This window comes from Pseudonocardia acidicola, assembly GCF_012911935.1.
In the GTDB taxonomy this organism is placed as follows: domain Bacteria; phylum Actinomycetota; class Actinomycetes; order Mycobacteriales; family Pseudonocardiaceae; genus Pseudonocardia; species Pseudonocardia acidicola.
This window is the reverse complement of record NZ_JAAXLA010000030.1, coordinates 61,989-75,827: the sequence shown is the minus strand read 5'-3', so window position 1 is coordinate 75,827 and position 13,839 is coordinate 61,989. Positions and strand designations below refer to the sequence as shown.

Sequence of the window (13,839 nt, the reverse complement as noted above, 5' to 3'; positions counted from 1 at the left end):
CCCCTGCACGCCGTCCGGCCCCACCCCTGACCCGATGCCATCGGGGTGGCTCTGCTGGCGATGAGTGCCAGCGGAACCACCCTGATGCGGCGCCGTGCAGCACGCGGTGCGATCAGTGGGCGTGGTCCGGGGCCGAACTGCTGACCAGGGTCGGCGTGTCGGCAGCACTGGCAATAGGGTTCACGAGTGGATCGCGAGGAGAACCCGACCCAGACGATCAGCCCCCGTCCCGTCGACCCCAACCCGCCGGAGCGGGCGACGGTCGACCAACTGCTCGGGGGGGCCCACCACGACCCGCACGGCGTGCTCGGGGCGCACCCGCACCCGGACGGCACCGTGGTCCGCACGCTGCGCCCGCACGCCGACGAGGTTCACGTGCTGCTCGGCGGCGACCCGCAGAAGGCGCACCCGTTGGTCAAGGTGCACGACGCGGGTCTGTGGTCCGGCGTCGTCCCCGGCCCGCCCGGTGACTACAAGCTCGCGGTGCGCTACGCCGACCGCACCGACGTCGTCGACGACCCGTACCGCTGGCTGCCGACACTCGGCGAGGTCGACCTGCACCTCATCGGCGAGGGCCGCCACGAGCGGCTGTGGGATGTCCTCGGCGCCCACGTGCGCCACTACGACACCGCGTCCGGCCCGGTCACCGGCACCAGCTTCGCCGTGTGGGCCCCGACCGCACAGGGCGTGCGGGTCACCGGCGACTTCGACGGATGGGCCGGCTGGGCCCACCCGATGCGCGCGCTGGGCAGCTCCGGGGTGTGGGAGATCTTCGTCCCGGGGGTCGAGCCGGGCACCCGCTACAAGTTCCGCATCCTCGGCAAGGACGGCCGCTGGCGCGACAAGGCCGACCCGCTGGCCTTCGCCACCGAGATCCCGCCGGCCACCGCGTCGGTCGTCGACGCGTCGTCCTACGAGTGGGGCGACGCCGAGTGGATGACCGCCCGCGCGCAGCGCCAGCCGCACGCCGAGCCGATGAGCGTCTACGAGATGCACCTCGGCTCGTGGCGGCAGGGGCTGAACTACCGCGAACTGGCCCATGAACTCGTCGAGTACCTCGACGAGACCGGCTTCACCCACGTCGAGTTGCTGCCGGTGGCCGAGCACCCCTTCGGCGGTTCCTGGGGTTACCAGGTCACCTCCTACTACGCCCCGACCGCGCGGTTCGGCAGCCCCGACGACTTCCGGTACTTCGTCGACACCCTGCACCAGGCCGGCTACGGCGTGATCATCGACTGGGTGCCCGCGCACTTCCCGCGTGACGAGTGGGCACTGGCCCGCTTCGACGGCACCCCGCTCTACGAGCACGCCGACCCGCGCCGCGGCGAGCAGCCCGACTGGGGCACGCTCGTGTTCGACTTCGGCCGCCGGGAGGTACGCAACTTCCTCGTCGCCAACGCCCTGTACTGGCTCGAGGAGTTCCACGTCGACGGGCTGCGCGTCGACGCCGTCGCCTCGATGCTCTACCTCGACTACTCCCGCCCCGAGGGCCAGTGGCTGCCCAACATCCACGGCGGCCGGGAGAACCTCGACGCCGTCGCATTCCTGCAGGAGATGAACGCGACCGTCTACCGGCACCACCCCGGGGTCATGACCATCGCCGAGGAGTCCACGGCCTGGCCCGGCGTCACCCGGCCCACGCACCTCGGCGGTCTCGGCTTCGGGTTCAAGTGGAACATGGGCTGGATGCACGACACGCTCGCCTATGTCGGGCGCGATCCGATCCACCGCAGCTACCACCACAGCCAGATGACGTTCTCGCTGATGTACGCGTTCAGCGAGAACTACGTGCTGCCGCTCAGCCACGACGAGGTCGTACACGGCAAGGGTTCGCTGTGGACCCGGATGCCCGGTGACAACTGGAACAAGGCCGCGGGCGTGCGCGCGCTGCTGGCGTTCATGTGGGCACACCCGGGCAAGCAGCTGCTGTTCATGGGCGGGGAGTTCGGGCAGGTCCGGGAGTGGTCCGAGCAGCGGTCGCTGGACTGGGAGCTGCTCGAGGACCCGTTGCACGGCGGGCTGCGCCGGCTCGTCGGCGACCTCAACCGCGCCTACCGCGACAACTCGGCGCTGTGGACCCGGGACACCACCCCGGAAGGCTTCTCCTGGATCGACGCCAACGACGCGTCGGGCAACGTGCTGAGTTTCCTGCGCCAGGGCGTCGACGCCGAGGGGAAGCCGACCGTGCTCGCCTGCATCGCGAACTTCGCCGGGACCCCGCGTGAGGACTACCGCGTCGGGCTGCCCTTCGCCGGGCGCTGGCGGGAGGTGCTCAACACCGACGCCGAGATCTACGGCGGCTCCGGCGTGGGCAACCTCGGCGTGGTCGAGGCGGAGCAGACGATGTGGCACGGCCGCCCCGCGTCGGCGGTGCTGCGCCTGCCACCGTCGGGCGTGCTGTGGCTGGCCCCGGACGACACCGGCGGACCGGTGCGGCGACGCGCAGCCGAGCACGCTCAGCCGGCGGTGGCCGACGCCCCCGCGCGGGGACCGGCATCGGAACCGTCCGGGGGGACCCCGGCCCCGGCGCGGTCCGGCCCGGCCGCCGACAGCAGCGCCGCCCAGTAGGTCAGCAGGATCCCGCAGTACAACGAGAGCGGGAGCGCGGACGCCGTGCCGTCCGCGCCGTACCACAGCGGCGGCCACTCCATCCCGATCAGCGACAGGCTCAGCAACAGAGTGGCCGCCGGCCATCGGCCGCGCGCGAGCAGCACCAGCACGCCGGGCATCAGCATCATCAGGTAGTTGTGCCAGGTCAGCGGGGACGCCAGCAGCGCGGCGGCGGCCAACGCCCAGAGCGCGGGGTCCGGCGCGCCGTCAGCGGTGGGCCTGCGGACCCACCAGGCCGTGCCGAGCAGCAGTGCCGCCGCCACGAGCAGCCCCACCACGCGGCCGCCCGGCACCTCGACCAGCGGACGCCCCCAGTCGTTGACCGACGTCAGCCGGACGACGGTGGCGGGCAGCGAGGCGTTGTCGAAGTAGGTCTCCAGCGGTTTGCCGAGGACCAGCCGCAGCCACTCGCCGAACGACGCGGGCCCGGCCGCCGCCACCCCGGCGGCGGTCCCCACCACCCCGGTCACCACCGCGGAGCGCAGCGTCGGCCACCGCCGGCGCAGCGCCGGTAGCAGCAGGACCGGCGCCAGCGACGGCTTGATCGCGATCGTCAGGCCGAGCGCCACCCCCTCCAGCGACGGGTGCCCCCGCCGGCCCGCGATCCAGGACCCGGCCAGGCCTGCGGTCAGCAGGCCGTAGATCTGGCCCAGGCCCAGCGTGCCGAGCACCGGCGAGGACAGCAGCACCGCGACGGTGGCCGCCAACGGCGCTCCGCCGCGCAACCGCAGCTCGGACGCGACCGCCGCCATGCTGGCCACCACCAACGCGACCGTCACCAGCACGAAGAGCCGGTAGGCCGGGAGGAAGCCGAGCAGACCGAGCGGGGCGAGCAGGAACGTCAGCAGCGGCGGGTTGAGGTTCGGGTAGGTGGCCGCGGTGCGGTAGATGTCGGTGCCGTTCGCCATCGCCACCGCGGACTCCCAGAAGGAGTCGAAGTCCGAGTGGATGCGCACCTCCGGGGAGGTGATCCGGTCGAGGGCGAAGCTCCCGCCGCGCACGTAGAGCCATCCCGCGGTGGCCAGCGCCGTCGCCGCGACCAGCAGGATCAGGAGTCCGCGAACGCCGATCGGGCCCGGGTTCACGGCCGGGGGACTAGAGCCGCTGCGGATGGTCCACCGCATTCGACGTGCGGGCCGGCTCCGCACGGCGCTCGGGCTCCGCGGGCCGCTCGGGCTCCGCGGGGCGGCCGGGCTCCGCGGGGCGGCCGGGCTCCGCGGGGCGGCCGGGCTCCGCGACCGGGGGGCGGGCTCCGGGCCGGGCGGCGACGGCCGCCAGCAGCAGCGCGGCCCAGTAGCCCAGCAGAATCACGCAGTACAGCGACCGGCCGACCGGCGACCACGGGGCCTCCGGCGGCCACAGCGTCGCCCATGACACCGGGATCACCGGCAGCGCGAGCAGCACCGCCACCAGCGCGCGGCGGTCCCGCCCACCCAGGGCGATCAGCACCAGCACGCCCGGCCACAGCAACAGCAGGTAGTTGTGCCAGGCGATGGGCGCGAGCAGCAGGCCCGACGCCACGACCGCCCACGGCGCGGTTCCGGCCGGTTCCACGCCGGCGCCGCGGCGGGTCCGCGTCGCGCACCACGCGAGGGTGCCCAGCACCACGATCACGCCCAGCACCGAGCCGACGACCGACGGCAACCCCAGCCGGACGGCGAGCCCGGGCAGCGCGGCGTTGTCGACGACGTCGGGCACCGGCTCGGCCAGCGCGATCCGCAGCCACTCCAGGCCGCTGGCGGGCCCCGCGACGAGCACCCCGAGCAGGCTGGCCAGCACCGCCGCGGCGATCCCGGCCCGAAACGGGGGCCAGCGCCGCTGCGCGAGCGGCAGCAGCAGCAGGGGGGCCAGCGAGGGCTTGAGCGCGACCGTGACGCCGTAGAGCACCGCGGCCAGCACCGGCCGCCCGCGCCGCTCGGCGATCCACCCGGCGGCCAGCCCGACGAGCAGCAGCCCGTAGATCTGGCCGAGCACGAGCGTGCCGTGCAGCGGCGACGAGGCCAGCAGCGCGAGTGTCGCGACCGCCGTCCAGCCGCGGGACAGCCGCAGCTCCCGGGCCACGGCGAGCACCGCGGCGACGATCATCAGCAGGGTGAGCAGCGCGAACAGCCGGTAGGCCGGTAGCGAACCGAGGAACGCCAAGGGCGTCATCAGCACCGTGAGCAGCGGGGGGTTGAGGTTGAGCAGCTTCGCCGGGGTCTTGTAGATGTCGGCGCCCTGGGTGAGCGCGACGGCCGAGTGCCAGAAGGTGTCGAAGTCGACGTGGAGGTCGGTCATGTTCGTCGACGGCAGCAGCGTCACCAGCGCGTCGGGGTGGGCGCAGGTCAGCCCGATCGTGACGCCGAGCGCAGCCAGCACGACCAGCCCGGCGGCCAGTTGCGGCATCGCCACCCGGCGACGCACCGGGCGCCCGGCATCCGGGTGCGGCACGGCAGGAGTTGGCGACGCATCCGACACGATTCCCGACCGTAGCCCGCCCGGCCCAGACACTGTCGAACCCCTCCCCCTGCGAGGCTCCGCCGGTCAGAATGGCGATCGTGCGCGCCGCCGCGGGGACAGGGCCGCGCGGCGCGCTCACCGCGCTGCTCACGGCCCTGCTGGTGCTGCTCGGCGGATGCACGCAGGCGCTGCCCGGACAGCCGGCGGCCACCTCCGCGGCTGCGCCGCAACCGGGTGATCCGCCGCTGTCCGCCCGCTCGACCGACGACATCGTCACGCTGACCATCGCCGCGCTGCAGGACTACTGGCGCACGGCGTTCCCGGCCCGCTTCGGCAGGCCGTGGACCGACATCCGCACGTTCACCCCGGTGCGTCCCGGCGACCCGGCCGCCACGGCCCCACCGTGCGTCCGCCGGGCCGCCGACCTCGCCGACCAGGCGGTCTACTGCCCCGCCGCCGACGCCGTCGTCTGGGACGCCGAGGGCCTGCTGCCCTCGCTGCGGGACCGGTTCGGCCCGCCCGGCGTCGTCGTGGTGCTCGCGCACGAGATCGGCCATGCCGTGCAGACCCGGCTCGGTGTCGACGACGCGCAGCGCCGGGATCCGGCCCGGCACCCGACGATCCTGCTGGAGACGATGGCCGACTGCTACGCGGGCGCGGCGCTGCGCCACCTCGTCGACGACACGGCGGCGGGCACGTCGACCCTGCCGGTGCGGCCGGCCGGACGGGACTCCGCGCTGCTCGCGCTCGTCGACTTCCGGGACCCGCCAGGCACCCGGTCCGCGGACCGCAGCGCGCACGGCAACGCGTTCGACCGGGTGTCGGCGTTCCAGGACGGCTACGCCGACGGACCCACCCGGTGCGCCGCGATGGCCCTGGACAACCGCGAGTTCACCCAGCGCCGGTTCGGCTCGGCCGCCGACCGGGCCCGCGGCGGGAACCTGCCACCGGACCGGCTGCTTCGTGCCGTGGGCGGTGACGCCCGCACCTGGTTCGGCGACGTCGTCAGGCAGCGCGTCCCCGGCTGGCGGGCGCCGGAACTGCTGACCGGCCCCGCCCGGACGGCCTGCGACCCGGCCGCGCTCGGCGCGCAGGGACCGGCCGGGTTCTGCGCCGCCGACGGCGCGGTGCTCGCCGACCGTGCCCGGCTGTCCCCGCTGCAGCAGCAGTTCGGCGACTTCGCCGGGGCCACCCTGATCGCGAGCCGGTACGGGCTGGCCGCGCAGCGCGCGCTCGGCTCGCCGACCGAGGGCCCGGTGGCCGGGCGCGGCGCGGTGTGCCTGGCCGGGGCCTACACCGGCCGGCTCATCGACCCGACCGGCTCCTTCGGGCTCTCCCCCGGCGACCTCGACGAGGCGGTCGAGGTGCTGCTGGCCACGGACTGGGCGTCCCGCGATGCCCGGGGGCAGGCCGACCCGGCCGAGTTCGGCTACGAACGGGTACAGCGCTTCCGCGCCGGGCTGCTCGGGGGCGCCGCCGCGTGCGGGTGACTCAGAAGAGCACCCGGGCCAGCGCGCGGCGGGCCGCGGTGACCCGCGGGTCGTCCGGCGGGAACAGCTCGAACAGCCCGACGAGGTGCTCGCGGGCGCGGTCCCGGTCGTCCCCGGAGGTCCGGCCGGCGAGGGACACCAGCCGGTTGAACGCGTCCTCCGCCCGGTCGCCCGCCACCTCGGCGTCGGCGGCGGCGAGCTGCGCGTCGAGGTCGCCGGGGTCGGCGTCCGCGCGGGCGATCGCCGTCGGGTCGACGTTCTCCGCGCGGGCCATGAACCGGACCTGCGACAGTGCCGCGGCAGCCTGCTCGTTGGCCGGCTCGGCGTCAAGGATCTGCTGGTAGGCGGCCTCGGCCGCGGCGTAGTCGCCGCGCTCCAGGGCGTCCTCGGCGGCGGTGAAGCGCGGGTCCTCGGGCTCCTCGGCCTCCTCGCCGCCGTTGCCGGCCCGCTGCTCGGCCTCGCGGATGGCCGGCATCCGGTCGCGCAGCGCGTCGAGCAGCGAGGAGATCCACTGCTTGACCTGCGGCTCGGGCAGCGCGCCGTTGAACGCATCGACCGGCTGGCCACCGACGACCGCCACCACCATCGGGATGGACTGCACGCCGAAGGCCTGGGCGATCCGCTGGTTGGCGTCGATGTCGACCTTGGCCAGCACCCAGGCGCCGTTGCCGGCTTCGGCGAGCCGCTCGAGAACCGGGGAGAGCTGCTTGCACGGCTGGCACCAGGTGGCCCAGAGATCGACGATCACGGGGACCTGCATCGAGCGTTCGAGCACGTCGGCCTGGAAGGTCTGCTCGGTGACGTCGATGACCCACCGGCTGCTGCTGTCGGTGGACGCGCCGCCGGTGGACTGCGGTCGGGCAGCCGCCTCGGAGCGGGCCTTGAGCGCGGAGAGATCAACGGCGCCGGCCATCGCGGACGACAGCGCGGCCGTCTGGGCTGCCTGACGAGGATCGGGTCGGGACACGCCCTTCATCCTGGCACGATCGAGCACCGGCTGACGGACTCCCCCGGCGCCGAATCCGCGGATCGCCCGGAGATCCGTACGAGATCCGGGCCGAGATCAGCGCCGGGTCGGAGGATGGCGCCGAAGAGGCCGAGAGTCAGGAAGCCGACCCCCACCCAGCCGAGGACGATGCCGGCGATCGCCAACCCGTCGCCGCCCTCCCCGGTCGGCCGGATCCGGCCGCGGGCGATGTAGCCGAGCACGAGCGCCGGGGCGCTGCCCAGCCGGGACGACCAGAGGATGCCGGGCACCAGGGAGACGACGGCCAGGCCGTTGGTCGGCCGCGGCGGGGCCCGGCCCGGCAGTCCGGGTGGGTGGGCGCTGTAGCCGGGGCCGCGGCGCCCGGCGACGGGACGCGGGCGCTCGGCCCTTCCGCGCCGGCGGGCGACCCGCCTCGTCCTCCGGGACCGGGTACGACGCCTGCACCGGTGGGGGCCAGTTGCGGGGCTGGTACGGGTCCTTCGTCATCGCACTGCGCTCCTGACCGGAAGTCGTCCCGTCTGCATGATCGACTCCCGGGTTCCTTTCGCTACCGCGACGACGGTGCGTTCACGCAGACGGGCGGTCCACCAGCGGGCGCAGCCCCATCGGGTTGTTCAGCAGCAACCCGTCACCGGCCAGGATCGCCGAGACCAGCGGCGCGACGAGCGCAGTGAGCTGCTCGGCCCGCTCGTCACCCAGCATCGCCCACGGGACGTCGGCCAGCGCGTCGGTGCGTGCCTCGACATCACGACGCAGCTCCTCGCCGGCCGGCGTCAGCCCGCCGCCGGCATCGAGGAGGCCCCGGTCGGCCAAGCGGCCGGCGGCGGCCTCCCATTCCTGCTCCGACCAGCCGCGGCGCTCCCGCAGCCAGGTGGCGTCCAGCCCCGTCCCGGCGGCGAAGGCGACGAGGGTCTCGGCCGGGTCGAGGCCCGCCGTCAGCAGCGCGGCGACGTGCCCGTCGCCGCGCTGCTCGCGCAGGATGGTCTGGGCGTGCCACAGGACCAGGTGCGGTGCGTCCGGCCAGTCCAGGGCGGCGTTGGCCGCGGCCAGCGCCCGGCCTGCGGTCGGCGCGGCCAGCGCGGCCTCCCGGGCGAGCGCGGCCGCCTCCGCCACCTCCGCCGAGGCCAGGATGTCGGCGCCGAGCAGCCGGTGCAGTGCGGCATCGACAGCCTCGAGCCGGGTGGCCAGGAATCGCTCAGGGGCGGCCACCTTCCACGCGGCCGGCAGCGCGCGAGCGACCAGGCCCGGGTGGAAGTTGTAGAACAGCGCCGCGACAAGCTCCGGAGGGGCCTCACCGAGCGGCGCCCCGCGCAGCGCGAAGTAACTCATCCAGTAGCCCTTGGTGCCCAGCTCGTCGCACGCCGCCCTGGATTCCGGCGCGAAATAGCTCACCGCATGCACGGGCTCCAGGGCCCGCCACATCCGCCGTGCCCGGTGTTCCTGCTGACCGCTCATCGCGCACCTCACATCCGGCTCGCCGGGCCGGGGCCGGCCCGGCGTCGGCACCAACCGCTCTCGCAAACAGTAGGACGCCCAACTAACGCGGGCCAGCGTCTCGCTACCCGACCACTCAGCGTGTAGCGCGCGTCGCGCCGGCCGCGGCGTAGTCGATCACCGATCTGGCGGAGCACCACAGGTCGGACTTGCTCGTTAAAGACATGAGAGCAACGTCGCACCTGAACCGGCGTCACTCTGCGTACATGACCGACAGGCCGCGCAGCGCGGCCACCCCCAACCGGAGGACCCTGCATGAGCACGGAGAACACCGTCGCCGACCGCCTCGTCGATGACGCCCGCAAGAAGACCGCGAAGCAGGAGAGCCCGACGCTCGGCAAGGCGGGGCTGATCGTCGGCATCATCGCGGTGATCGCCAGCCCGGTTTCGATCGCGGGCTGGATCCTGGGCCTGGCCGCCCTCGTGCTGGGCGCGGTGTCCGTGCGCCGCCCGATGTCGGCCAAGCAGGCCCAGATCGCCATGGTGCTCGGCTTCGCGGCCCTCGTGGTGGCGACCTTCTTCTTCACCCGCAACCTCGCCGGGATGTGACCTGACGGCGGCCTGAGGCCGTCGCAGCATCGGCCGCGGCCGGTGCGGCCCGGATGCGAGACCGGACCGCACCGGCCGTCGTCGTCCCGGGGCTGTGCCCCGAGACGACGGGTCAGTCGTCGCCGGCCGCCACCAGCACGTCGGCCAGCTCGACGGGCCTGGTCAGCATGGGGAAGTGCCCACCCGGCAACTCGACGACGTCGGCGCCGATGCCGGCGGCCGCCCGCCGGGACCACCCCGGGTCGACCACCTGGTCCTCGGTGCAGACCACCGAGACGGTCCGAACCGCCGGCCACGCGGTCAGCGGCGTGACCTCGCAACCGATCTGCCACGCCTGGCGCCGAAGCCGCCCGACCGCGGCGTCCACCGCGTCGGCCGGCAGCTCCTTCTCGACGCCGCGGTAGAGCCCGGACACGGCGGCCGCCGCCGGCCAGGACGTCGTTCCGTCCTCGTGCCGCTCCTGTCCGGCCCCGAACCCCGGCGCCATGATCGACCGGTCGGCGCGCCTCTGATCGTCGTAGGACATCCCCGGCCGGGGCACCAGGGCCGCGACGAGCACGAGCGCCCGCACCCGCTCGGGGCCGAGCCGCTGCGCCACCACCGGCACGGTGAGCCCACCCAGCGAATGCCCGACCAGCACCAACTGCTTCGCGTCGGGCAGCGTGTCGGCCGCGGCGAGCACCGCATCGGCGTAGGCATCCGCCCCGAGGCCCGGCCGGTCGGCCGGCAGGTCCACCCCGACGACCGGATACCCGCGGCCGGCGAGCTCGGCCTGCACGGCCGCCCAGCACGATGCGTCGTGCCAGGCCCCGTGCACCAGCACGAACCCCGTCATCGACCCTCACCCAGGGCGCGCTCGACGCGCTCCACCTTGGCCTGCAGCTGCCCGGTGTGCCCCGGACGGATATCGGCCTTGAGGACCAGGCTCACCCGGGGCGCCCGGGCCTGCACGGCTTCCACCGCCCGTTTCACCACGTCCATGGCCTCGTCCCAGGTCTCGGCCTCGATCGTGGTGAACATCGACGTGGTCTCGTTGGGCAGCCCGGATTCCCGCACCACCCGCACCGCCTCCGCGACCACGTCGCCGACACTGTCCGAACCGCCCCCGGAGGGCGCCACACTGAACGCAACGAGCATGGCGGTCAGCCTGCCCCACCCCGCGCCACCGACGCGAGCAGGACACACACGGCGGGACCGGGCGCGCCGCTTCGGCGCACGTCACGGGGCCCGCCGGGACCGCACTGCTAGCGTCCGTCTCATGGCGACCCGCGACCCGCTGCCGTTCGACCCGATCTCCCGGGCGGCCGAGTTGTGGGCGGAGCGGATCGGCCCCAGCGGCACGATGGCAGCCGTCACCAGCGTGATGCGTGTGCAGCAGATCCTGCTGTCCGCCGTCGACGGCGCGCTGCGCCCGCACGGGCTCACCTTCGCCCGGTACGAGGCGCTGGTCCTGCTCAACTTCTCGCGCCGGGGCCGGCTGCCCATGCGGGTGATGGGCGAGCGTCTGCAACTGCACCCGACGAGCGTCACCAACATCGTCGACCGGCTGCAGGCCGACGGCCTCGTCCGGCGCGTGCCGCACCCGACGGACCGGCGGGCGACCCTGGTGGAGATCACCGAGGACGGCGTCACGCTGCTGGAGGACGCCACGAAGTCGGTGACCGACGTGGACTTCGGCTTGCACGGGCTCACTCCGGCACAGCAGGCCCAGCTCACCGAGCTGCTCGGCAAGGTGCGCCGGGCGGCGGGCGACTTCGACTGAGCCCGCTCCACCGACGGCGGCCCGGCCCGCCCGAGCCGCCATCCCCCGCCCACCGGTCACCGTGCGTCCCGCCCGTCGGCGCGCCGCCCGGGCCCGGGCGGCGCGCTCGGGCCCGACCCGGCGCCGGTCCCGCGGCGGTGGCCCGAGCCGCCGCCTCCCGGCCAGCGGCGCATCGTCCGTCCCCGCTCCGACCGGCGGGCCGCCCGCCGTCCCGACCTCTGCGCCGTGCGCCGCCCGGCGCAGTAACCCGCGACCCCGGCACCCGCCGAGCCCGCGACGACCCACACCGAACACGTCAGCGGATCCACCGTCCGCCCCCCAACCGTCTCTGTTGACGCAGTGTTGCGTCAACACCGTTGACACTAGGAGGCGCCACCGACAACATGGCGGCATGAGCACCGACGGGGGCATCGGAAGCGGGGCCGCGCTTCGCGCCGCGCGCCGAGAGAAGGGCTGGTCACAGGCCGATGCCGCGCGCGAGCTGGCCGAGCTCGGCCGATCCCGCGGAGCGCCGACGGCCGCCCCGGCCAGCCTGAAGACCCAACTGTCCCGGTGGGAGAACGGGCATGCGGTCCCGGAACCGCTCTACCGCCGGCTGCTCACCGAGCTCTACGGCCGCACGGAGTTCGGCCTCGAGCCCCCCGCCCCCGTCGAGGCGCAGCCGGCCGGCACGGCCGACCGGCTGCGGGCCCTGCTGGCCGAGGCCGAGGCGGTGGACGACGACGCCTTGGCCCTGATCCGCGACCAACTCACGGCTACCCGCCGGCTCGACGCCCGGCTGGGCGCCGCCGGCACCGCCGGCACGGTGAACGCGCAGGTCGAGCAACTGGAGCGGCTGCTACTGCACACCGTGTCGCCCGCACGACGGCAGACGGTCGCCGCGGTACTGGCCGACGCCGCACTGCTCGCCGGCTGGCAGGCCCTGGACCAGGACCGGGCGTGTGCGGCGTGGGCCGGGCACACCCGGGCCCGGAGCGCCGCCGCGGAGGCCGGGACGCCCGAGCTACTGGCGCAGTCACTTGCCGGGCAGGCCGCCGTGCTGGTCGAACTGGGCCGGCCGGAGGCGGCCGCCGAGCTGCTCGCAGACTCCGCGCCACCCGGCGCGGCGGCGGCGTGGACGGCGGCCGCACTCGGGGGCGCCCGCGCGGCGGCGGGCGATCTGGACGGCTCCCGGCGCGCGTTCGACGCCGCGGAGCGCGCGGTACGCACCCGCCCGGTCCCGGACGTCGTCCGACCCGGCCTCGCGCTGGACTACGACGGGGTGCACCGCTGGCGCAGTACCGCTCTGGCCGGCCTCGGCGACCTGGATGCGCTCGACCGGCTGCGCGGCGCGGTCACCGGGGAAACCCACCCCGTCCGGGAGCGCGCCGCGATGCAGGCCGAGTTGGCGATCACGCTGGTCGCGGCGGGCGGGGCGGAGGAGGGGGCCGACCATGCTCGGTCCGCCCGGCTGCTGGCCGCGCGCATCGGGTCGCACCGGGTGACCAACCGGCTCGACCGGTCAGCACCCACCCACGACCGGATCACCCGGGGCTGATCGCCGTGAGCAGCTCATCGGCCGCGCGGTACGGGTCGAGCTCCCCTGCCACGACACGCTTGGCCAGCGCGGGAAGCGTCGCCGCGCCGCTGACATCGCCCAGGCGGGACCGCACCTGCTCGAGCGTGATGGCCTGGATCTCCGACTCGGCACGCCGCAACCGGCGGCGTTCGCGCTCGCCGGTGCGGTCGATCCAGTCGCGATGCCCGTCGAGGGCCGCCACGACGTCGTCCACACCCTCGGCCCGGGCGGCGACGGTCTTGAGGATCGGCGGCGTCCAGGTCGCAGCGTCCCCCGCCGTCCGGTCACCGAGCGAGATCATGTACTTGAGGTCCCGCACGGTCTGGTCGGCGCCGTCCCGGTCGGCCTTGTTGACGACGAAGATGTCGGCGATCTCGAGGATGCCGGCCTTGGCCGCCTGCACGCCGTCGCCCATGCCCGGGGCCAGCAGCACGATCGTGGTGTCGGCCAGCGACACCACGTCGACCTCGGACTGGCCGACCCCGACGGTCTCGATGAGCACCACGTCGCAGCCGGCCGCGTCGAGCACGCGCAGTGCCTGTGGGGTCGACCAGGCCAGCCCGCCGAGGTGCCCGCGGGTCGCCATCGAGCGGATGAAGACACCGTCGTCGGTCGCGTGCTCCTGCATGCGCACCCGGTCACCGAGCAGCGCGCCACCGGAGAACGGCGAGGAGGGGTCGACGGCCAGCACCCCGACCCGCTTGCCCTGCCGGCGCAGCGCCGTGACCAGGGCCGAGGTCGAGGTCGACTTACCGACGCCCGGCGAACCGGTCAGCCCGACGACGTGGGCCCTGCCGGTGTGCGGGGCGAGCGCCGCCGCGACGTCGCGCAGCTGGGGGCTGGCGTTCTCGACCAGCGAGATCAGCCGCGCGACGGCGCGGGGCTCACCGCGCCGGGCCCGGGCGACCAGGTCGCCCGGGTCGAGCTGCGGTGCCATGGCGAATCGTCC

At 74.7% G+C, this 13,839-nt stretch carries 13 protein-coding genes; 5 read left to right on the top strand and 8 right to left on the bottom strand.

Features of this window, described 5'->3' with window-relative positions:
* Window positions 1-186 precede the first annotated feature (186 nt).
* Window positions 187-2,568, top strand: coding sequence for a 1,4-alpha-glucan branching protein GlgB (gene glgB / locus HF526_RS17355; protein WP_420821629.1), 2,382 nt, complete (start codon window positions 187-189; stop codon window positions 2,566-2,568).
* On the opposite strand, the gene HF526_RS17350 is transcribed toward glgB, so the two are convergent.
* Together HF526_RS17350 and HF526_RS36425 are read right to left on the bottom strand one after the other, a co-directional pair.
* Complete coding sequence (locus HF526_RS17350; RefSeq protein ID WP_211177363.1) at window positions 2,457-3,695, bottom strand: glycosyltransferase family 87 protein; 1,239 nt, start codon at window positions 3,693-3,695, stop codon at window positions 2,457-2,459. The two genes, glgB and HF526_RS17350, sit on opposite strands and share 112 nt — an antisense overlap.
* 10 nt (window positions 3,696-3,705) lie before the next feature.
* Window positions 3,706-5,040 (bottom strand): glycosyltransferase family 87 protein, encoded by a 1,335-nt coding sequence (locus tag HF526_RS36425; RefSeq protein ID WP_211177362.1) that lies wholly within the window; start codon window positions 5,038-5,040, stop codon window positions 3,706-3,708.
* Between the two features lie 107 nt (window positions 5,041-5,147).
* Between HF526_RS36425 and HF526_RS17335 the strand changes: the two genes are divergently transcribed.
* Complete coding sequence (locus tag HF526_RS17335) at window positions 5,148-6,539, top strand: neutral zinc metallopeptidase (protein WP_169382497.1); 1,392 nt, start codon at window positions 5,148-5,150, stop codon at window positions 6,537-6,539.
* 1 nt (window position 6,540) lies between these two features.
* Here the strand turns inward: HF526_RS17335 and HF526_RS17330 are convergent, their stop codons facing one another.
* The 3 genes from HF526_RS17330 to HF526_RS17320 form a co-directional block, all read right to left on the bottom strand.
* Window positions 6,541-7,515, bottom strand: coding sequence for a tetratricopeptide repeat protein (locus tag HF526_RS17330; RefSeq protein WP_239028790.1), 975 nt, complete (start codon window positions 7,513-7,515; stop codon window positions 6,541-6,543).
* Window positions 7,512-7,814 carry a DUF4190 domain-containing protein gene (locus tag HF526_RS17325; protein WP_275404059.1) on the bottom strand — a complete coding sequence of 101 codons (303 nt, stop codon included), beginning with the start codon at window positions 7,812-7,814 and terminating at the stop codon, window positions 7,512-7,514. The genes HF526_RS17330 and HF526_RS17325 overlap by 4 nt, the downstream gene beginning before the upstream one ends.
* A 280-nt stretch (window positions 7,815-8,094) precedes the next feature.
* Window positions 8,095-8,982 (bottom strand): SCO6745 family protein, encoded by an 888-nt coding sequence (locus tag HF526_RS17320; protein ID WP_169382495.1) that lies wholly within the window; start codon window positions 8,980-8,982, stop codon window positions 8,095-8,097.
* Window positions 8,983-9,276: 294 nt separating this feature from the next.
* Between HF526_RS17320 and HF526_RS17315 the strand changes: the two genes are divergently transcribed.
* The gene (locus tag HF526_RS17315) at window positions 9,277-9,570 is read left to right on the top strand and encodes a hypothetical protein (RefSeq protein WP_169382494.1); all 294 of its coding nucleotides are present in this window, start codon (window positions 9,277-9,279) and stop codon (window positions 9,568-9,570) included.
* A 112-nt stretch (window positions 9,571-9,682) separates the two neighbouring features.
* Here the strand turns inward: HF526_RS17315 and HF526_RS17310 are convergent, their stop codons facing one another.
* Together HF526_RS17310 and HF526_RS17305 are read right to left on the bottom strand one after the other, a co-directional pair.
* Window positions 9,683-10,405, bottom strand: coding sequence for an alpha/beta fold hydrolase (locus HF526_RS17310; RefSeq protein ID WP_169382493.1), 723 nt, complete (start codon window positions 10,403-10,405; stop codon window positions 9,683-9,685).
* Window positions 10,402-10,707, bottom strand: a complete 306-nt coding sequence (locus HF526_RS17305) for an MTH1187 family thiamine-binding protein (RefSeq protein ID WP_169382492.1) — start codon at window positions 10,705-10,707, stop codon at window positions 10,402-10,404. The genes HF526_RS17310 and HF526_RS17305 overlap by 4 nt, the downstream gene beginning before the upstream one ends.
* A 121-nt stretch (window positions 10,708-10,828) precedes the next feature.
* Between HF526_RS17305 and HF526_RS17300 the strand changes: the two genes are divergently transcribed.
* Both HF526_RS17300 and HF526_RS17295 read left to right on the top strand, forming a co-directional pair.
* Window positions 10,829-11,332: a MarR family winged helix-turn-helix transcriptional regulator gene (locus tag HF526_RS17300; protein ID WP_169382491.1), complete on the top strand. Its 504-nt coding sequence runs from the start codon at window positions 10,829-10,831 to the stop codon at window positions 11,330-11,332.
* Between the two features lie 391 nt (window positions 11,333-11,723).
* Complete coding sequence (locus HF526_RS17295; RefSeq protein ID WP_169382490.1) at window positions 11,724-12,869, top strand: helix-turn-helix domain-containing protein; 1,146 nt, start codon at window positions 11,724-11,726, stop codon at window positions 12,867-12,869.
* On the opposite strand, the gene meaB is transcribed toward HF526_RS17295, so the two are convergent.
* Window positions 12,856-13,827 carry a methylmalonyl Co-A mutase-associated GTPase MeaB gene (gene meaB, locus HF526_RS17290; RefSeq protein ID WP_169382489.1) on the bottom strand — a complete coding sequence of 324 codons (972 nt, stop codon included), beginning with the start codon at window positions 13,825-13,827 and terminating at the stop codon, window positions 12,856-12,858. The genes HF526_RS17295 and meaB overlap by 14 nt on opposite strands.
* Window positions 13,828-13,839: the final 12 nt, after the last annotated feature.